At 65.5% G+C, this 18,517-nt stretch carries 24 protein-coding genes and 2 tRNA genes; 17 read left to right on the plus strand and 9 right to left on the minus strand.

Translation table 11 applies throughout. The features are described from left to right. The first annotated feature begins 82 nt into the window (after positions 1–82). Positions 83–158 (plus strand) — tRNA-Glu (locus HW532_RS15545). 114 nt (positions 159–272) lie between these two features. Here the strand turns inward: HW532_RS15545 and HW532_RS15550 are convergent. The 3 genes from HW532_RS15550 to cysQ all read right to left on the minus strand — a co-directional run bounded on the left by HW532_RS15550 (position 273) and on the right by cysQ (position 3,603). Beyond that, a complete protein-coding gene (locus HW532_RS15550) occupies positions 273–1,688 on the minus strand; it encodes a hypothetical protein (protein ID WP_213161335.1) in 1,416 nt (471 codons plus the stop codon). A 239-nt stretch (positions 1,689–1,927) separates the two neighbouring features. After that, positions 1,928–2,545 (minus strand): DUF1134 domain-containing protein, encoded by a 618-nt coding sequence (locus HW532_RS15555; RefSeq protein WP_246479180.1) that lies wholly within the window; start codon positions 2,543–2,545, stop codon positions 1,928–1,930. Positions 2,546–2,805: 260 nt separating this feature from the next. Beyond that, entirely contained in the window at positions 2,806–3,603 is a 798-nt protein-coding gene (gene cysQ, locus HW532_RS15560; RefSeq protein WP_213161336.1) for a 3'(2'),5'-bisphosphate nucleotidase CysQ, read from the minus strand. 231 nt (positions 3,604–3,834) lie between these two features. Here cysQ and chpT point away from each other — a divergent pair, with 231 nt between their 5' ends. Continuing rightward, positions 3,835–4,461 carry a histidine phosphotransferase ChpT gene (gene chpT / locus HW532_RS15565; RefSeq protein ID WP_213161337.1) on the plus strand — a complete coding sequence of 209 codons (627 nt, stop codon included), beginning with the start codon at positions 3,835–3,837 and terminating at the stop codon, positions 4,459–4,461. A 149-nt stretch (positions 4,462–4,610) separates the two neighbouring features. Here chpT and ctrA read toward each other — a convergent pair whose 3' ends face one another. Beyond that, positions 4,611–5,318 carry a response regulator transcription factor CtrA gene (gene ctrA, locus HW532_RS15570; protein ID WP_213161338.1) on the minus strand — a complete coding sequence of 236 codons (708 nt, stop codon included), beginning with the start codon at positions 5,316–5,318 and terminating at the stop codon, positions 4,611–4,613. 479 nt (positions 5,319–5,797) lie between these two features. Here ctrA and HW532_RS15575 point away from each other — a divergent pair, with 479 nt between their 5' ends. Continuing rightward, positions 5,798–6,190, plus strand: a complete 393-nt coding sequence (locus tag HW532_RS15575) for a flagellar export protein FliJ (RefSeq protein WP_213161339.1) — start codon at positions 5,798–5,800, stop codon at positions 6,188–6,190. A 170-nt stretch (positions 6,191–6,360) separates the two neighbouring features. Here the strand turns inward: HW532_RS15575 and HW532_RS15580 are convergent, their stop codons facing one another. The 5 genes from HW532_RS15580 to sciP form a co-directional block, all read right to left on the minus strand. Then, positions 6,361–7,092 carry a sulfotransferase-like domain-containing protein gene (locus HW532_RS15580; protein WP_213161340.1) on the minus strand — a complete coding sequence of 244 codons (732 nt, stop codon included), beginning with the start codon at positions 7,090–7,092 and terminating at the stop codon, positions 6,361–6,363. Beyond that, complete coding sequence (locus tag HW532_RS15585) at positions 7,089–8,030, minus strand: aminotransferase class IV (RefSeq protein ID WP_213161341.1); 942 nt, start codon at positions 8,028–8,030, stop codon at positions 7,089–7,091. The genes HW532_RS15580 and HW532_RS15585 overlap by 4 nt, the downstream gene beginning before the upstream one ends. A gap of 131 nt (positions 8,031–8,161) precedes the next feature. Beyond that, positions 8,162–10,027, minus strand: coding sequence for a monovalent cation:proton antiporter-2 (CPA2) family protein (locus HW532_RS15590; RefSeq protein WP_213161342.1), 1,866 nt, complete (start codon positions 10,025–10,027; stop codon positions 8,162–8,164). An 85-nt stretch (positions 10,028–10,112) separates the two neighbouring features. After that, a complete protein-coding gene (locus HW532_RS15595; RefSeq protein ID WP_213161343.1) occupies positions 10,113–11,813 on the minus strand; it encodes a tetratricopeptide repeat-containing sulfotransferase family protein in 1,701 nt (566 codons plus the stop codon). Positions 11,814–12,176: 363 nt separating this feature from the next. Beyond that, entirely contained in the window at positions 12,177–12,452 is a 276-nt protein-coding gene (sciP, locus tag HW532_RS15600; protein ID WP_213161344.1) for a CtrA inhibitor SciP, read from the minus strand. A gap of 198 nt (positions 12,453–12,650) precedes the next feature. Here sciP and HW532_RS15605 point away from each other — a divergent pair, with 198 nt between their 5' ends. From HW532_RS15605 to HW532_RS15670, 14 genes are all read left to right on the plus strand, one after another. Beyond that, positions 12,651–12,929, plus strand: coding sequence for a hypothetical protein (locus HW532_RS15605; protein ID WP_213161345.1), 279 nt, complete (start codon positions 12,651–12,653; stop codon positions 12,927–12,929). Next, a complete protein-coding gene (locus tag HW532_RS15610; RefSeq protein ID WP_213161346.1) occupies positions 12,926–13,768 on the plus strand; it encodes a DnaJ domain-containing protein in 843 nt (280 codons plus the stop codon). The genes HW532_RS15605 and HW532_RS15610 overlap by 4 nt, the downstream gene beginning before the upstream one ends. A 2-nt stretch (positions 13,769–13,770) precedes the next feature. Continuing rightward, positions 13,771–14,004, plus strand: a complete 234-nt coding sequence (locus tag HW532_RS15615; protein WP_213161347.1) for a hypothetical protein — start codon at positions 13,771–13,773, stop codon at positions 14,002–14,004. Continuing rightward, positions 13,997–14,350: a hypothetical protein gene (locus tag HW532_RS15620; protein ID WP_213161348.1), complete on the plus strand. Its 354-nt coding sequence runs from the start codon at positions 13,997–13,999 to the stop codon at positions 14,348–14,350. Before HW532_RS15615 ends, HW532_RS15620 begins: the two co-directional genes overlap by 8 nt. Next, the gene (locus tag HW532_RS15625) at positions 14,340–14,588 is read left to right on the plus strand and encodes a hypothetical protein (protein ID WP_213161349.1); all 249 of its coding nucleotides are present in this window, start codon (positions 14,340–14,342) and stop codon (positions 14,586–14,588) included. The genes HW532_RS15620 and HW532_RS15625 overlap by 11 nt, the downstream gene beginning before the upstream one ends. Beyond that, positions 14,581–14,913 (plus strand): DUF4326 domain-containing protein, encoded by a 333-nt coding sequence (locus tag HW532_RS15630; RefSeq protein WP_213161350.1) that lies wholly within the window; start codon positions 14,581–14,583, stop codon positions 14,911–14,913. The genes HW532_RS15625 and HW532_RS15630 overlap by 8 nt, the downstream gene beginning before the upstream one ends. Continuing rightward, positions 14,903–15,826: a hypothetical protein gene (locus HW532_RS15635; protein ID WP_213161351.1), complete on the plus strand. Its 924-nt coding sequence runs from the start codon at positions 14,903–14,905 to the stop codon at positions 15,824–15,826. The genes HW532_RS15630 and HW532_RS15635 overlap by 11 nt, the downstream gene beginning before the upstream one ends. Next, positions 15,823–16,299 (plus strand): thermonuclease family protein, encoded by a 477-nt coding sequence (locus HW532_RS15640; RefSeq protein WP_213161352.1) that lies wholly within the window; start codon positions 15,823–15,825, stop codon positions 16,297–16,299. The genes HW532_RS15635 and HW532_RS15640 overlap by 4 nt, the downstream gene beginning before the upstream one ends. Positions 16,300–16,478: 179 nt before the next feature. Then, entirely contained in the window at positions 16,479–16,790 is a 312-nt protein-coding gene (locus HW532_RS15645; RefSeq protein WP_213161353.1) for a hypothetical protein, read from the plus strand. After that, entirely contained in the window at positions 16,787–16,999 is a 213-nt protein-coding gene (locus HW532_RS15650) for a fatty acid desaturase family protein (protein ID WP_213161354.1), read from the plus strand. The genes HW532_RS15645 and HW532_RS15650 overlap by 4 nt, the downstream gene beginning before the upstream one ends. After that, the gene (locus tag HW532_RS15655) at positions 16,996–17,202 is read left to right on the plus strand and encodes a hypothetical protein (protein ID WP_213161355.1); all 207 of its coding nucleotides are present in this window, start codon (positions 16,996–16,998) and stop codon (positions 17,200–17,202) included. The genes HW532_RS15650 and HW532_RS15655 overlap by 4 nt, the downstream gene beginning before the upstream one ends. Before the next feature lie 98 nt (positions 17,203–17,300). Further along, a tRNA-Pro gene (locus HW532_RS15660) sits at positions 17,301–17,377 on the plus strand. A 404-nt stretch (positions 17,378–17,781) separates the two neighbouring features. Then, on the plus strand, positions 17,782–18,036 hold the full coding sequence (locus HW532_RS15665; RefSeq protein WP_213161356.1) for a type II toxin-antitoxin system RelE family toxin: 255 nt from the start codon (positions 17,782–17,784) through the stop codon (positions 18,034–18,036). Positions 18,037–18,047: 11 nt separating this feature from the next. Beyond that, on the plus strand, positions 18,048–18,425 hold the full coding sequence (locus tag HW532_RS15670; protein ID WP_213161357.1) for a helix-turn-helix domain-containing protein: 378 nt from the start codon (positions 18,048–18,050) through the stop codon (positions 18,423–18,425). Positions 18,426–18,517: the final 92 nt, after the last annotated feature.

The following is an 18,517-nucleotide window of genomic DNA, read 5'->3' on the forward strand; positions in this document are numbered from 1 at the left end:
ATCTTCCTACTTGATCTCGGGGCGTGCCGCGCGATATAGGGTGTGCGTCGCCGCCCGGCAAGGGCGGCTCCCAAGGCACCTGGCCCCGTTCGTCTAGCGGTCTAGGACGCCGCCCTCTCACGGCGGAAACAGGGGTTCGAGTCCCCTACGGGGCGCCATGTGCCGGCGCTGAGCGAAGTTTTCCCGGAAAATCTGGTTTGATCGCACCGTCTGGCGCCCCTTGGGGCGCTTCAGGGGCTGGTGGATCCTGATGATTCGCAGGTCGACAGTATCTACTGGCTGGTTTCGCCCTGGAGCGCCTTGGGCTTGCCGGTGGGGGCGGCATTCTTGTCGCCGTCGGGGCCGGTCGCGGCCGAGGCCGGCTTGTCACCGGCGGGTTGACCGCTTCCGGCCGGTGCAGGCTTGGCGGTGTTCGCCACCTTTGCGTCCTTCGCGGCCGGGGTCTTCTGCCGCCGGGACGGCTTGCGGGGCGAGGCATTGCCGGCCGGTTTTGTCTTGCGGGCCCGCTTTGCGGCACGGCCGGTAGCGGTATCGGCCTGTTGCGCCGGTGCGTCCGCTGACGATTCGCTCGCCTCCGTCGTGCGGCGTGCGCCCGGGGCCGCATTGGCGGCCTTCGTGTCATCCCCCGACCTGACCTCCGACGGCGCGTCTGCGGACGTTGTGTCCTCGTCGCCCTTGTTGTCCGCTGTGGGGGCGTCGGGGGCCGTCTTGCCCGTCTTACCGGCGGTCGCCGGCGACGTGTCTGCCGGGGGATCCTCGTCGTCCCGGCCGGCCTTGCTCATCCTGGCGTGCCAGATCTCGTCCAGACGGTCGAGATCGGCGCGCAGCTGCTCCGCGCTGCGGCGGGCCTCGTCGAGATCGGCGGCAAGCCCGTGATCCTTCGGCGAGAGCCGGACGACCTTCGATGCGCTGTCAGCCGGCGCATCATCCTTGCCAGGCGGCGTGCTGTCCCCGGCTGTCGTCGTCCCGGCCGGCGTGCCCTCGTCGCCATGGAGGGCCTCGCGCTGGGCGGCGATCTCGTGCGACAGGGCGGATATCATCCTGATGCGCTCGCGCAACCGGGCCTGCGCTGTCTCGGCATCGGGCGCGGCGCCCGTAGCGGCGGGCGGCTGTGTCGCGAGCTCCGCGGCCGGCGCGGCGGTCACGCCCGCCTCGCTCGCCTCGTCTCCAACGGCCTGGGCCTCCTTCAGGTCCTGGATCAGGCGGTCGCGCTGGCGCAGCTCCGCGCGTGCGGCCTCCAGTTCCCGCTTCAGCCGCTGGATCTGGTCGTTGAGATCTCGCGCGATGCGGCGCGATTTCTGAAGTGCATTGGCGCGGTCCTCGAGCTCCGCCTCCAGAGGCACGCGGCCCGTGCGCATCTTGGCGATCTCGTCGTCGCGCTCGGCAAGGTCGCCGGTCAGCTCGTCGAGACGCGTCTTGTAGATGGTGAGCTGGCTGCTCTTCTCGGCGAGCTGGGTCCGGAACTCCTTGACCTGATATTCCGCCTTGCGCCGCGCCATGGCGATTTCCGCGCGCAGCCTCGTACGGTCGGCCTGCAATTCGGCATCAAGCGTAGGAATCTGCTTCTGGACGCGCCGGCGCCCGACCCGCTCTCCATGGTTCCAGACAGCGCGCAGGACGAACACGGCGATAAGGCTCGCAAGGGCGAACCCCATTGCGATGAGCAGGAACGTCTCGAGATGAGACATAGGTTACGACCATCCTCCGTGGCCCGATGCCGACGGAGGCCCCGGCGACCCCCAGTTTGGCCTTCCGAAACCCTCGTCCATCACCCAGCCGCACTTGTCCGGCGCCAATGCCCCTAGACCGCTTCTCGCCACCCCTGGCTCCGGCCACTCTAACGCGGACGGCCATGCGCCGTGAAGCCCTCATGCGAGGGAGCGGGGTCGCAGACAGGTTTCGCGGTGCCGCAGGCCTGCACAGGCGCTCAGAACGGATTCCAGGTCGGTTCCGGGGTAAATTTCAGATAGCCGATAGAGGCGCCGAGCCGCGCGCCCACACCGGTGCGGATCGGGGCGAGGGTGAGCTGGTCGTTCTGCTGGAAGCTCACGCCGAGGCCGCCGACCAGATAGGCCGATCCCTGGACGCCGATGAAGCGCGAATAGATCTGTCCCGGCGCGGTCATCTTGTAGATGAGGATCATGGTGCGCGAGCCGTCGCCGCCGAAGTCGAACCCCACCGACGGACCCTGCCAGTAGACCTTGTAGCGCCCGCCGGCCTTGGGATAGAGCACGCCCTCGCCATAGCGCAGCCCGCCGATGAAGGCGCCGGCACCTTCTTCGCCGATAATGTAGGCGGTGGGCCGGCCGGCCTTGTCGAAGACCGATTCGATGGCCTTGGCGAGCCCCTCCGTCGTCTTGCCGAAGAAGCCGTGGCCGGCATCGACGATCTCCTGCATCGAATAGGTGCCGTCGTCGGGTGGCGGCTGGTTGGCCGTGGTGCTCTGGGCATGCGCGGAGCCCGCCTGAACGGCGAAGGCTGCGACAAGCGTCACGACAGCAAGGCACAACAGCCGGCGCAGGGTGTTCATCGTCTTCTCCATCATCGCGCGCATACTCGCTGGGCACGGAGAGGCCGGGCCCCAATGCTCGTGGCGGTCCCGACCCTCGAATTGCGTCGAGTCAATCGCTCGAATCGGGCGCCGGTGAGGCATCGCCCCACCCAGACCCCGGAAAGCGGACTCAGGGTATGAGTATCGGGCAACGAGCCTTCCAAAGCGTTAACGGACTGGAAAGGCTGATGCGGTGCGCGAGAGGCTTGCTGCATGGAGCGGGCCGGCGCCGTCCCGTCAGGGAACCCGCTGGCCTACGTCCAGCCGCGGGCGATGAAATGGGGGTTGGCGAAGTCGTTTTCGGACTTGCCATAGGTGAGCGGGGTATCTTCTTCGGTAACGACGGTGCCGCCGGCTGCGGCGAGGACGGCATGGCCCGCGGCGGTGTCCCATTCCATGGTCCGGCCGAGGCGGGGATAGAGATCGGCCTCGCCCGCCGCGACGAGGCAGAATTTGAGCGACGAGCCCGCCGAGACTACCCGATGGTCCGGCAGGGCCTCCAGATAGGCTTCGGTGCGTGTGTCGCGGTGGGACCGGCTCGCCACCACGATCATTTCGCCGTCGGGATGGCCGCGTGTCTTGAGGGGGCGCCACTGGGCGGTCTCGGGATCGTCGTCCACACCGAGCCGCGCGTCCGCGGCGCCCTGTCCCGCCTCGCCCCGGACCATGCGCTCGATCGCCGGGGCATAGACGACGCCGGCCACCGGATCGCCGTTCTCGACGAGTGCGATATTGACCGTGAACTCGCCATTGTGATTGACGAATTCCTTGGTGCCGTCGAGCGGGTCGACGAGGATGAAGCGGCCGGCGACCTCCGGGATCCGGCCCTGCGAGGCGGCCTCCTCGGAGACGACCGGGATGTCGGGAAAGGCGTCTGCGAGGCCTTTCAGGATGATCGCCTCTCCCGCCTCGTCGGCTGCCGTCACGGGAGAGGCGTCGGCCTTGTAGGAGACTGCGACGTCCTCGCGGTAATGGCTCATGATCTCGCGGCCGGCCTGGTGGGCGAGCGCGATGAAGACGGTCACGAGCGGGGAGGGCGCGGTGTTTGCCATGGGATACCTTCGGGCCTGGAATTGGAGTTCGGGGGCGGATGGATGGCGAAGTCAGCGTGAAGTAACGGCGATCCTCGCGCCTGCGGTCAACAGGCAATCGTGCGTCGGGCCTTGCGGAACGCCGGGGTCGGTCGGCTTGGCATGCCTGCCCATGGCGTGTATCACAGGCCCTTGAGAGACGATTCGCAGATCAATCCGGTTATTTTGGGGACGCTTGGTCGAATGCGGGACATGGCGCTTTTGAGCGATGTGGATCTGGCGGCACTCCTGTGTTCGAAAGTGTGCCACGACATCATCTCTCCGGTCGGTGCCATCGCCAACGGGCTGGAAGTGCTCGACGACGAGGACGACGAGGGCATGCGCGAGGTCGCGCTGAACCTCATCCGCAGCTCCGCCCGTCAGGCGAGCGCCAAGCTCCAGTTCTGCCGGATGGCCTTCGGCGCGTCCGGCTCGGCGGGCGCATCGCTTGATTTCGGCGAGGCCGAGCAGGTCGCCCGCGCCTTCGTCGGCGACGACAAGGTCCGGCTCGGCTGGGACAGTCCGCGCGAACTGCGCCCCAAGGGCGAGATCAAGCTCCTGCTCAACATGATCCTGATGGCGCTGGGCGCTCTGCCGCGCGGCGGCACGCTGGAGGTAATGGTCGCCGGCCGGACCTTCGCGGTGCGCGCGGTCGGAGAAGGCGCGAAGGTGCCGGACGCGACGCGCGCCGTTCTGGAGGGCCGCACCATGGCCGACGAGATCGACCCCCGCCTGGTCCAGATCTACTACGCCACGCGCCTGGCCGCGGAGGCTGGCTTCGAGCTCGCCATGGCGATGGACGGGCCCGACGCGGTCGTGCTGGCGCGCGAACCCGGATAGGCTTCAGTCCGCGATCAGGTCGCCTCGGCCGGTGCCACGCGGGCAACGCGCTTCGGGCTCTGCCCCAGACGCAGGAAGCCCCGGCGCAGGCGCCGGGGCTCCTTCGAGTCCCATAAGATACGGACAGGACGCGGAGGCGAGGTCGCCGGTCAGGCGCTCTCGCGCATATCCTCCGACCCGTCCACCGGATCGCGCAGCACATAGCCGCGGCCCCAGACGGTCTCGATATAGTGATTGCCGCTGGTCGCCGCGGCGAGCTTCTTGCGCAGCTTGCAGATGAAGACATCGATGATCTTCAGCTCCGGCTCGTCCATGCCGCCATAGAGATGGTTGAGAAACATCTCCTTGGTGAGCGTGGTGCCCTTCCTGAGCGAGAGGAGCTCCAGCATCTGGTACTCCTTGCCCGTCAGGTGCACGCGCTGGCCGCCGACCTCGACGGTCTTGGTGTCGAGATTGACCACCAGCTCGCCGGTCCGGATGACCGACTGCGCATGGCCTTTCGAGCGGCGCACCACGGCATGGATGCGTGCCACCAGCTCGTCCTTGTGGAACGGCTTGGTCATGTAGTCGTCGGCTCCGAAGCCGAGACCCCTGACCTTGTCCTCGATACCGCCGAGGCCCGAGAGGATCAGGATCGGCGTGCCGATCTTGCTCACGCGCAGGGCTTTCAGAACCTCATAGCCGCTCATGTCGGGCAGATTGATATCCAGCAGGATGATGTCGTAATCGTAGAGCTTTCCTAGATCGACACCTTCCTCGCCGAGATCCGTCGTGTAGACGTTGAACCCGTCCGACTTGAGCATCAGCTCGATGCTCTGAGCCGTTGCGGTATCGTCTTCGATTAAAAGGACTCTCATCAGATTCCCCTCTGACCTCGCCCGAGACGGGTCTTCGCGCCGGGGAAGACGCACACCCGGCGCGCACTTAAACCTATCGGTTAACACCGATGGTTAAGATAGGCTGGTACTGGTTAACAAAACCTAATGATCCGGTTCGGCCCAACGAACCAACGTCCTGCAATGCCTGCAAAACAGCCCCGACACTGTTGCCGTCAACGAGTTCAGCCACCTGACCAACCGGATAATGCGAGAGCGCCGCAAGGGCACCTGTTCGAAACCTTGTCCGCCGAATCTGGGATTTACCGGGCCTTAAAGGCTGCCGGTGCATGCCTCCTGCGTCGAACGGAATCTTCTTTCTACGCGATTCGTCGCGATTCCAGAAGAGGTTGGCCGCTCGGCGAGGCATTAAGCACACCGAAACGATTGCCGGGGAAGATTGGGCTGGGGCTCGAAGACGGCCTTCGGGAATCTACGGTAAACGCGTAAGGATGGGGTCGATGCGTTCACGCGATACGCTTTTGCGTCTGCAGCGCTTCCGGGTTGAGGAGCGGCAACGGCAACTGGTCGATATCGAGGCCATGATCGCGGAGTTCCAACGCAAGGAGGAGGAACTCACGCATCAGATCGAGGCCGAGGAGGCACGCTCCGGCATCGACGATCCCGGGCATTTCAGCTATCCCACGGCCGCGAAGGCGGCCCTCGCCCGGCGCGAGAACCTCCGCAAGTCGATCGACGAGCTTCAGGGCCAGATCGACGATGCCCGCGCCGCACTGGCCGCCGATGAGGCGGAGCTGCGCAAGCTGGAGCTTCTCGTGGAACGCGACGGCACGCCCGCGCGCGGCAAGGAGCAGGCCGCAGGCGACCGCATCGCGCAAGGGATGTCGCACTAGGATCGATTGGCAGTCGGGCGGCGATGAGATCGCAGCCGAGGCGCCGCGCCATTGGCTGTCGCCCGGATCTTGCCATGCAATGACGGGCGCTGGACGCGCGTCGGCCCGACCCCGTCATGTCCTCACGGATTGCTCGCGGCAGCCGCCGACAGCGCCGCCGCCCTGCGGCCTCACAGCCTGTAGGCCTTGAGCCGTTCGTAGCAGGGCCGCGCCTCGTCGGCGATGCGCTTCAGCGTGTCGTCGAGCGGCGGCGGGGGAGGCGGCGGGTCCTGGAAGCCCTGCGAGCGTTCCACCGCGCCGTACCAGTGCGCGGCCCACACGCCGTCGCTGTCGCGCTGGCCGGGCGGCCATGACAGCATCTCCTCGCGGAATTCAATGCCCACGGCCCGGCACAGCGCCCCGAGGACGCGGCGCGGGTTGGCCAGCACGTCGTCCGCGTCGATGACGGGCGGTGCCGCGCCCGACGTTTCGGCCAGCATGTCGAAAAGCTCCGCCTGTTCCACGAAGCCGATATCGGCGAGCGCCACGTCCGCGCGCTTCCTGGCATAGCTTGCCAGCACCCGTTCCGGCGCCCGGATGAGGAAGGCGTTGGAGAGCCGCGATATCCAGGACCGGTCGATGCCCGGCACCATGTGGTGGGTCATGTGCTTCTGGTAGAAGACGGGCTTGCCCCCGGGCGCATCGCCGAGCACGCGGTCGCGCACGCGCCGCCAGTCGGTCTCGCCCGCCGCCAGCACCTCGGCGCGCATCGGGTGGTCGATGCCGGTCTCGGCGAGATAGGCCGCATAGAAGGGCTCGTCCCAGACGGCGCAGTCGGGCCGGTTCTCGAAGGAGCGCATCATCGCGGTGGAGATGTTGCGCGGCCCGGACCACATGGCGATGCGGATCGTGCCGTCGGTCATGAGCGTTCCGCCTCCCTCTCGCAAAGCGCCTTGTAGAGCGCGGCAAGGCGCGTGGTGACCGGCCCTGCGCCCTGCCAGTCCCGCGCGGTCTTCAACGGGTGGCCGAGCCTGCGCCCGTCGACCTCGCGCACCGGCACGAGCCCCGCGAAGGTACCCGTCACGAAGGCTTCGTCGGCGCCGTAGACATCGGTCAGGCTGAAGCGGCATTCGCGCACCGGGATACCGTTTTCCCGGCAGGCGCGGATGACCGCGCCGCGCGTGATGCCGCCGAGGCAGTATTCGCCGGTCGAGGTCCAGACCTCGCCGCGCCGCACGATGAAGAAATGGGTGGAGTTGCAGGTCGCCACGAAGCCGTGCGGGTCGAGCATCAGCCCCTCGTCGGCGCCGGCCTTGGCCGCCTGGATGCAGGCGGTGATGCAGTTGAGCTTGGAATGGCTGTTGAGCTTGGGGTCCTGCACGTCCGGATAGCCCCGGCGCACATGGACGGTGAACAGGCGGATACCGTTCTCCACCGTCTCGCGTGTGGGGGTCTTGTGCTCGGGGATGATGACCACGGTCGCGTCCCCGATGGTCACGCGCGGATCCTGATAGGGGGTGGCTTTGACGCCGCGGGTCACCATCAGGCGGATATGGACCCCGTCGGTCATGCCGTTGGCGGCGAGGCAGTCGAAGATGCGTTGCCGGAGCTCTGCGGGCGTGAGGCCGATATCGAGGTCGATGGCGCGCGCGCCCTCATAGAGGCGTTCCATATGAGCGGTGAGGAACGGGATGCCGCCGTCGTGCAGCCTGAGCCCCTCCCAAACGCCGTCGCCGAGGATGAAGCCCGAATCGAAGACCGACACGACCGCCTTGTCGCGCGGGACCAGTTCGCCATTGACCGAGATCTCGATCTCCGCATTGCGCGGATCGTCCTGATAGTCGTGCGTACCCTTCGCCATCGCTCCCCCTGAACGTCGCTTGGTGGTCGTGTGGGGATATCGCCAGATCGGCGGGCCATCAATCGGAATCGGGTGAACGTCTGGAAACCGACCGGGTCCGAGGTTCCGGAATGTCGGGCAGTTCGCGGCGCTCACGACGCCTTGTCGCGGTCCTCCGGCGCCGGCGCGCCCTCCGCGCTCTTCGCGCGGTCTTCCTGCAGCACGCGCTCGATGGCGGCGCGGCGCCTGCGCGATTCCGCGATGAGCGCATTCTCGTCGCCATGGAGCGAGGCGAGATCGTGGAGCGAGGCGATGTCGTGCTCGCGGAAGATCTGGGCGGACCGCCGCGCCTGATGGTCGGGCATGCCGAGCGTGGTCAGCGCGTCCACCGCCATGTCGAGCGAGGTTCCGAAGGTCTCGCGATAGACATGCTCGAAACCGCGATTGATGAGCATGTAGGCATGGCGCCGGTCATAGACGCGCAGCAGGATCTTCAGATGCGGGAAGTGCTTGCGCGCCGTCTCCGCGATCTCGTCGGCCTTGGCGGGATTGCCGACCGCGACGATCAGAAGCGAGGCATGGCCGGCACCGGCGGCCGAGAGGATCTCCGGGCGGGCGGCGTCGCCGTAGAACACCTTCTGGCCGAAGCGGCGCAGCAGGTCGATCTGGGCGGGGTCGTAGTCGAGGACGGTGGCGTTGTAGCCATTGGCGGAGAGCAGCCGGCCGACCGTCATGCCGAACCGGCCGTAGCCCGCGATGATCGCCGGATTGCCGTCCTCGTCTATGGTATCCGGTTCGCGGGCCGCGGCGGGCGCGATGCGCGGGCGCACGATCCGCTCATAGGCCATGAGCACGAGCGGGGTGAGCACCATGGTCAGCACCACCACCGCCATGAGCAGGTTGGCCGTCGTGTTGGGCAGCACGTTGCTCTGCACAGCGAAGGTCGACAGCACGAAGGCGAACTCGCCGCCCTGGGCGAGCGAGAAGGCGAACAGCGCGCCATTGGTGAGGCTGAGGCCGAAGACCCGCGCAAGGCCCGCCAGGACGGCGAACTTGGCGACCATCAGCGCGACGACGAGGCCGGCGATCGTCAGCGGCATGCCCATGATGAGCGCGAAGTCGATGCTCGCGCCGACCGACACGAAGAACAGGCCGAGCAGAAGGCCCTTGAAGGGCTCGATATCCATCTCCAGCTCGTGGCGATACTCGCTGTCGGCCAGCACCACGCCGGCGAGGAACGCCCCGAGCGCCGGCGACAGTCCGATAGCGATCATGAGCAGTGCGACGCCGACGACGATCAGGAGGGCCGTGGCGGTGAAGGCCTCGCGCAGCTCTGTCGCCGCGATGGCGCGGAACACGGGCCGCATGACGATGCGGCCGGCCGCGATGATGCCGGCGACGGTGGCGAGCACCACGACGGCGTGCTGCCAGACGGCAAGACCCTCGACGATCTCATGAGGGGCGCCTGTCTCCGCCGGCGCGCCGTGGCCTGCGACCTGTGTGGCCAGGAAGGGCAGGATGGCGATGATCGGCAGGACGGCGATGTCCTGGAACAGCAGGACGGAGAAGGCCGACCGGCCGCCCTCCGTGCTGAGCAGCCGCCGTTCCGCAAGACTTTGCAGGACGATGGCCGTGGAAGAGAGAGCGAGGATCAGGCCTGTCGCCACCGCGGGGCGCGTCTCGAGCCCGAGCATCATCGCGCCGCCTGTGATGACGGCGGCTGTGGCGGCGACCTGAAGTCCGCCCATGCCGAGAATCGGCTTGCGCAGGCGCCACAACAGCGAGGGCCGCAGCTCCAGCCCGATCAGAAACAGCATCATGACGACGCCGAATTCGGCGACATGCATGATTTCCGCATCCGCTCCGCCGACCAGGGCGAGGACGAAGGGGCCGATGACGATGCCCGCGATCAGATAGCCGAGGACGGAGCCGAACCCCAGGCGCTTGGCCAGGGGCAGGGCCAGAACGGCGGCGGCAAGATAGACGAAGGCGTCGAGTAGAATGTCCTGAAGATGCACCGGGGAGTGCTCCCGCCTTTCTCGTCCTCACTGTATCTGCCCGTTCCCCGGACCGGGGCATCCGCTCAAGACCCGCCCGGGTCCGTCAGGCGCCCTCGTCGCGCGGGGCATATTCGCCGAGCCCCTCCAGCAGCGGGCCGAGATGCGCCTCGTAACGCTTCCACTTGGCGACCGATGTCTTGTAGATCGGCTGGCGGACCTGCCACAGGCTCGCCGTCTTCACGCTGCGCTTGGTTTCGTAGAAGGACAGGCAGGCATCGTCCCATTCCAGTCCTGCATGGTCGACCAGCGCGCGGCTCCAATATTCAGGGTCGGCGATCATGTTCTCGTAGTCCAGCTCCAGCATCTTGACCGGCAGGACCTCGCGCCAGTGGTCCATATAGGCGCGATAGAGGCGATATTCGGTTGCCAGGGTCTCCATGTCGAAACTGAAGGTCACATTGCCGTGGGAGAAGTTCTGGAAATAGCACGACAGGCAGGTGTCGACCGGGTCGCGGCGGCAATGGACGAAGGTCGCCTTGGGGAACAGCAACGCGAAGAGGCCGAGCATGCGGTGATGGGCCGGCGTCTTCTCGGTGATGCGGTCCTTGTCGTGGAGCTCCGTCGGCAGCGTCTTGACGATGGTCTCGGCAAGCTGGCGCGATTCCGCGGGCCCCATCATCTCCATGACGCGCGACATGGTCTGGGCGTTGACCGGCAAGCGGTCGAGCCCCACGCGGATATGGCGCATCATGGCGGCCTCGCCGGCCGCGCCCACGCGGGGGTGGCTTGCGAGGATCTGCTCTGTGAGTGTCGTGCCCGAGCGCGGCATGCCGAAGATGAAGATCATCTGTTCGGAGTCCGTGCCGTAATCGGCATGGGCCTCGTAGAACTCCCGGGTGAAGAGCTCCCGGGTGAGCTCCAGATTCTTTCGGTGGGCCTCCAGGTCGTAGGCCTCGTGCTCGCTTCTGAGCAGGTTGCCCTGGCGGTAGTGCCCGAAGGCCTCGTCGAATTTCTTCTGCTTGCCGAGAATGTCGCCGGCGGCGAAATGGAGATGCGCCCGCTGCAGGTCGCCGAGGTCCTCGCCGCTCTCCAGAAGCGTCTCTACACGGTCGAGCGCGTCCTCCGGAACCGCCTCGCCCTTGCTGCTCGTCACCAGCATCACCTGCGCCGACGAGCTGTCGGGGAAATGCTCCAGCGCTTCCTGAAGCACCGCTTCGCAGCGCTCGAAGTCGCCGAGCACCTGCAGGACGTTGGCCATGCGGGTATAGGTCGCCTCGGTGCGGTGGCCGAGCTTGAGGGCGGCCTCGTAATGGGTGAGCGCCTCCTCGAAACGGGACGTCTCCTGAAGGCAGAGCGCATAGCTGAACTGGAGCTCCGGCGCTTGCGGGTTGAGCGCGACCGCCTTGTCGAAGGCACGCCGGGCCTTGTTGTAGTGCTTGGTGTCGAAATAGGCACGCGCCAGCGCGTAGTGGGCCTGCCAGGCGCCGTCGTTCAGCCGTGTCGCCTCGCGGGCGGCCTCCGCGGCGTCCTGCGGCTTGCCGTCCTCGCGCAGGGCGATGGAGAGGTTGAGCCAGGCCGGGAAGAGCTTGCGGTTGAGATGCGTCGCCTTGCGGTAATGCTCGATGGCCTGCTCGCGCTGGCCCATCTCGTCGAGGGCGGAGCCATAGACGAAATGGATTTCCGCGATCTGCGGCGCAACGGCGAGCATGCGCTTGCAGATGGCGGCCGCCTGCTCGGGGTCCTGCCGGTCGATATGGCCGAGAGCCTCGCGCAGCTGCGCCTGCAGCCGGGCCGGGTCGGCCATTCCGCGCGGGGCTTGTCCGAACGGGCGCGGCGCGCCGGTGGGTTGGAACTGTTGTGCCACCTTGATCGCCTTTCCTGATCCGTCGTTCCCGGGCTACCGTCCATGCCGGGGAACGGGCCTGCCGCGCGCCTCGGGGACACGCTGGCCGGCGAAAATATTCTCAAGCGATGCAAATAGCATTCCCGCGGGGCGGATGCGAGTCCGCGAGGCGCAGCCGGTCGGGATCGCGTGGGCGCGCCACAAGCCCACCCTTCCGCCCGGCAATGCCCGCGAAGGCCTGTGCCTTGCGGACCGCGCCCGGCGGAAGGGTGAGAGAGTGGACCGGTATCATGCCCGGAACCCGGACATGGCCTGACATGGGGGTCAGGCGCGATAATCCTGGATGCGCGTGGTGCGCAGGCCGGCCAGCCCGTGCCGGTCGATGGAGCGTTGCCAGCTCAGGAACTCCTCCACCGTCAGCCGGTAGCGCGTGCAGGCGTCCTCCAGGCTCAGGAGTCCTCCCCGGACGGCGGCCACCACTTCCGCCTTGCGCCTGATGACCCAACGCTTGGTCTCCGGCGCCGGAAGATCGGCAATGGTCAATGGACTGCCATCGGGCCCGATGACGTAGCTCACTCGTGAACGCACAGTACTCGTCATACTCGTGGAACCTGTACTCGAAGACTACTCACACACAACTCACTCAACGCTTGATGGGACAAGACGCTATGGGGTGTGCTTTAAAAAAGCGCTAATGCGAAGCCCTTCAATCACAAAGCATTCGTTCCGACCGAACCGGCAAATTTAGGGCAAATCGTCGGCACAACCCTGCCGGCGGTCCGACTAGGAACGAGTGTCATGCAGAACCCTGAAGGACAGCTTAATCAACCCACCAGGTCGGCATCGCTGCCGACCAAGCCAGGCTTCTTTTGGGCCAGGTGGCTCAAGCCCGCCCCGGGGACAGCCGACAACGGCGAGTGCTGCAATCCCGACGAATGGGAAGTCATGCATGTCGTCGAGAACACCTTCGATCCATCGGATCCGGAATACCTCATGGTGATGGTACCCGGTGTCGAGCATTGGCAGCCGATGGAGAACTTCCATTGGGGCGCTGAGGTCAGGAGGGCGGCGCAATGACCGAAGCCTATCCGCTCCAATGGCCTCCGGGCTGGCCGCGGACGCCGGCTCATAAGCGGATCCAGTCGCGGTTCGCTGCACGCGGTCTCGCCGAGGAAAGCAGCCGTATCTACGCAGAGCTGCAGCGTCTCGGCGCCCGCTATCCAGTCGTCTCGACCGACGTCGCGCTGCGCCGTGACGGCATCCCCTACAGCAATCGGCGCCGCCCGGAGGATCCAGGGGTTGCTGTGTACTTCGATCTCAACGGTCGCCAGCAGTGCATCCCCTGTGACCGGTGGTCGAGCGTAGAGGAAAACGCGCGCGCCATCTGGAAGAGCGTCGAGGCCCTGCGCGGGCTGGAGCGCTGGGGTGCGAAGTCGTTCGTTGATGCGGCCTTCTCCGGCTTCCAGGCACTACCGCCGCCGAGCTCGGAGGATCGCCCGCACTGGTCGGCGATCCTGGGCGTACCGCGCTTTGCCAAAGAGAGCCAGATCAAGGCCGCCTACAAGGCCAAGGCGATGGACGCCCATCCGGATCGGCCTGGCGGATCGAGCGAGCGCATGGCCGAGATCAACGACGCCTACAACCAGGCGATGGGGGCCGGAATGCCTAGCACGTTCACCTATTGCGACAGATGCAACAACACGGGGTGGATCGACTGTCGTTGTGGCGGCGATCTGTGCCTTTGCGGCGAGGGAGAGCTGCCGTGTCCGCAATGCGGCGGAGACATCCCCGACGATGACGCCCGCTGCCCGACTTGCGAAGGCTCTGGCCGGATCAATCCGCTCACGGCGCCGAAGGGGCATTTCGTAGCCGGCGCAGCCGACTGTCCCCACTGCGATGGAACAGGGAGGATATAGGGATGGGTAATCTCGCCATCTGGCGTGAAGCCGGCAAGCTGAATGGCTGGAGAATGCCATACGCGCCGTGGTGGAAGCGCCTTCCTGTCATTCGACATATTCGTGCACTTCTGATCGCGGAACGTATCGGGCGCTGGTACCGGCACGGGCCTGGATCGATAGGGCTGCGCACTGGCTATGACGATTGGGTGCTCGTAGGCATTTGGCACGGATTGGAGGAGCCCGATCATGACTGACGCCAAGACGACCGACCTCGAAGGCGACCGCTTCGACACGATGGCGGCGGAAATCGTGGACCGTCACCCGGAGTTGTGGGAGATGGGCGTCACTGCCGCACGCCTCCAGAACCTGCAAGACGACATCGCCGCGCAGATACGACACACGGCGCGCTCGACGCCCACATACCCCGCTCTCGTGGAGGCGTTGGAGCCACTCGCCAAGATGGGAAAGCGGTACATCCCGCCGCGAGAAGATGGCTTCAAGTCCACACCCGACAATGCAGTGGCGAAAGTCCCGGTGAAGTACCTTCGCGCAGCATATGCCGCCGTCGCCGCCGCCAAGGGAGGCTCCGATGGACGATAGCACGCTCACCACCGCGTTTCACGCCCACACCGAAGGGCAGACGAAATTCACGCGCCGAATGGTGATCGCGATTGCCCTGATGGCCAACGAGACGCCGCGCCGTATCGTCCGCCGCTGCGAGCGCCTGGGGCTGTGCAAGCGCGGCTCATGGGAGTGGTTCGTCGATAATGGCGGAATCACAAAGGCGCAGATCGCGGAAGTGCGCGCCGATCTCGCCAAGGGAGGGAAAGATGGCTGAGCGGCCCAGGCGAATCCAGCGCAAGCGCACGAAGGGCTGGCGGATGCCGCCTGGCGCCGTCTATGTCGGGCGCCCGACGAAGTGGGGAAACCCCTTCACGGTCGAGGCCGCGCGCGAGGCCGGATATCGCGACGGTCACGCGATGGCCGTCCACGCCTACCGCGAATGGCTGCGCGGCAATCCGCTCTATCCGGGCCATGAGCACCTGCGCGACCACATCCTGACACATGTGCACGACCTAGCCGGAAAAGACCTCGTCTGTTGGTGCCCGCTTGACGAGCCGTGCCACGCCGACATCCTGATGGAGTTAGCCAATGATTGCTAAACCCGACATCTGCATCTATCACCATCCCTGCCTCGACGGCTTCGCCGCGGCACTCGCGGTTTGGCTGGAATGGGGCGATGAGGTCGAGTATCGGCCGGCGACCTATGGGAAGCCGCTACCACTCGACGATGTCAGTGGAAAGAACGTCCTGTTCGTCGATTTCTGCGGTGCAGGCCAGACGATGTGGTCATTGGTCCACGACTGCGGTTGCAAGGTCACGGTTCTGGATCACCACAAGACGGCCAAGGCCGCCATGGAAGAACTTCTCGGCGACGGAACCGTCGAGGGCGTTTTCGACATGGAGCGCTCCGGATGCGGGATCGCCTGGGATGAGATCCATGGCGGAGAACGGCCCCGCCTGATCAACCATCTGGAGGATCGCGATCTCTGGCGGTTCGCTCTCTCTGGCACTCGGGAGTTTTTCGCCTACATAGCGAGCTATCACTATGATTTCGACGTCTGGAATTGGCTGCGGCAGTCAGCCGACAACAATCTGCAATACGACCGAATGCTGCTATCAGGCAGCGCTATCCTTGGAAAACAGGCCAAGGATATCGCGGAATGGCTGGATCAGGGCACGCAGTGGTGGGAGTTCTCGAGGTATCCGGAATGCGAGCCGGTCGGCCCAGCCTATCAGATCTGGCCTGTCTCCGAAGCGGACCCTCTGACACCGCCTGATCGTGTGTGGCGGGTACCGGTAGTCAATGCGCCGTACACCCATGGCTCCGACGCCGCCCACGAGCTGTTGCAGCGACATCAGGAGGCACCGTTCGCCGCCTACTATTGGGATGTGGACGGCACCCGGCGCTGGGGTCTGCGATCCGCAGACGACCGCGAGGACGTCTCCGCCATCGCAAAAGCCCGTGGCGGCGGCGGCCACCGCAATGCAGCCGGCTTCGAGGTCGCGCCATGATCGCCGTTCTGTCGCTTGCCCTGATCCTGGTCGCCTCGACCGCAGATGCTGCAGAACTGCATGGCCGCGTCGTCTCCATCACCGATGGCGACACCATCGTCGTGCTCGACGACCGTCACCGACAGCACAAGGTGCGGCTCTCCGGGATCGATGCGCCGGAACGGCATCAGCCATGGGGCGCCCGCAGCCGGCAGGCGCTCGGTCGCCTCGTCCATCGGAAGTCCGTTACAGTCGACTGGTACAAGCGGGACCGGTGGGGCCGGATCGTCGGATCGGTCTGGCGAGGGGGCAAGGATGTCGGGCTCACCATGGTGCGCAGCGGCATGGCGTGGTGGTTCCGGCGCTATGCCGACGAGCAGAGCCCGGCGGATCGTGCCAGCTACGCCGCGGCGGAAGACGAGGCCAGGACGGCGCGGCGCGGGCTCTGGCAGGATCCGCGTCCGCTGCCGCCGTGGGTGTGGCGGCGACGATGAGGCCACGAGACACGGCTTGATGGCGCCAGGAGCGTCCGAAGCCTTGGGCTCCGCACTGTGACATAGAGGGCACTGCCTAGATCCAAGTCGCCGCTACAGACTTGAAATTATCGAATATGCGTCTAAAATCTCGTGCGTCGCGCGCATATTTGCATCAACGAAGGGTAGCGGAGCTAGACATGGTGCATCCTTACGAGGATATCGATCATCTACCGAAGAAGGTGAAGGATGAGATAAAACAGGGAAGGCCGACGAGCGACGACAAGATGGTCCTCAAGATCATCAAGCGCGCCACCGACGAGCTCGGCGTCTGCAGCATCGATCACATCATTGCCGGCATGTATGTCGAGTATAAGATGGAGGTCGGTCGCAGATATATCCGCCAGAAGCTCTATCGAATGAAACAACGCGGCTACATCAAGGATACGGAGCGCGGGCACTATGTCCCGACAGGCAAGGAGCCGAACGGCTCAGAGGATGACGAACCATGATCCGGAACCAGAATTTCCGTCTCTTGATGGCGCTCCTGGTTGGTGCGGCCGTCACCGGCGGGATCTACTACTTCCTGGGCGACGTTCTTGACGCCATCGGCATGCCGTGGTGGGTCTACCTGATCATCTGGGCCGGCCTCTCCGGTACCGCGCTGCAGACGCTCACGCGCCAGGCCGCCAATGAGACGACGATCAGGAGGGGCGAATGACCGATCCTATCTCGCGGATACTGAGAGAGCATATCGCGCTGGAAAAGCGCAAGATCGAACAAATCCACTCTGGCATGAGGCTCGACGGGCAGACCGATCTCGACGGCGTCATCACGACGACGGAAGAAGAGGCGCTCAAGGCTATCGCCCAAATGGAAGGTGCGCTCAAGAGGCATGAAGAGCGCAATCCGCCGGAGGACTGACTATCGATCTGGCTGGGGCGGCGCAACATCGACACCCCGCCTCAAGCTGACAACCGCCTTGCGGAGACCGATCCGCAACGATATAACGCCTCCCGCATCGGAGCGTAGCGCAGCCTGGTAGCGCACCTCGTTCGGGACGAGGGGGTCGCAGGTTCAAATCCTGCCGCTCCGACCAATCCTTCCCCAGTCATCATCGATCCGGCCATTGCTGCCATTCCTGCCGATGGCAATCCCAGCTCCGCGTCGACAATGCGGCGTGGCCAAGGGCGCCACAGGCCTCGCATCTCGACCGCTTCCGGATCCACTCCACCGGGGCCCCCGGACCCCATCGGATGATGAACGGAGCCAGCGCAACCGGCCGGCTCCGGCGACAGGCCGTGCAGGTCAACCAGATCCACGGATCGCGCCGGCGGGCATCTTCCAGCCTCACGACGTTTCGAGCTCCAACTCGGTGAATGGAACATTATGTGAACATTGACGGCGCGCCCCGGTCAAGGCATATTACGGAACGCAATATTTCTTATCGCAGATTGCGATTTTCGTCTTGACGGGGACATGGCGAATTGTTATATTTTTTGCATGATGAAGATCACATATAGCAAAGACGCGGTGCGCTACCTGAACCGGATGCCGGCGAACCGGAAGCGCCAGATCATCGCGAAGATGGATCAGTACGCTGCCGATCCGGCAGCCTTGGCGAACAACGTGAAGCCCCTGAAAGGCGGTCTCGGTTATCGCCTCCGGGTCGGTAACTATCGGGTGATCTTCACGGTTTCAGAAGATACGGTCCGGGTGCTGGAAGTCGGCCCCCGGGGAAGCATCTACGAGGATTGAGGATAGCAGACATGAACAAGCCCACCATCATCACGAGCCCCAGCGGCGACCGCATGGCGGTTATTCCGCTGGAGGAATATGAACGTCTCCAGGAGGCCCTGGAGGACGCCTCCGACGAGGCCGCGCTGGACCGCGCGCTGCGGCGTGTCAGGAACGGTGAGGACGAGGTGCTACCGCCCGATATCGCCCGGCGCCTGCTCGATGACGACGAGAACAAGGTCAAGATCTGGCGCCAGCATCGCGGCCTCACCGCCAGCGAGCTCGCCGAGAAGGCCGAGATCAGCCAGAGCTATATCTCGCAGATCGAGACCGGTGTCCGGGCCGGAACGGTCGATGTCATGAAGCGCATCGCCGCCGTGCTCGGTGTCGGCATCGACGATCTGGTATGACCTGGCCGGGCGATCAGGGGAAATCACCCTGAAACGCCCGGTCCGCAACGCCTCATGGCCGGCCGGGTCCGGAATAGGAAATCAGTATCTGT

It is taken from the genome of Kaustia mangrovi (genome assembly GCF_015482775.1).
In the GTDB taxonomy this organism is placed as follows: domain Bacteria; phylum Pseudomonadota; class Alphaproteobacteria; order Rhizobiales; family Im1; genus Kaustia; species Kaustia mangrovi.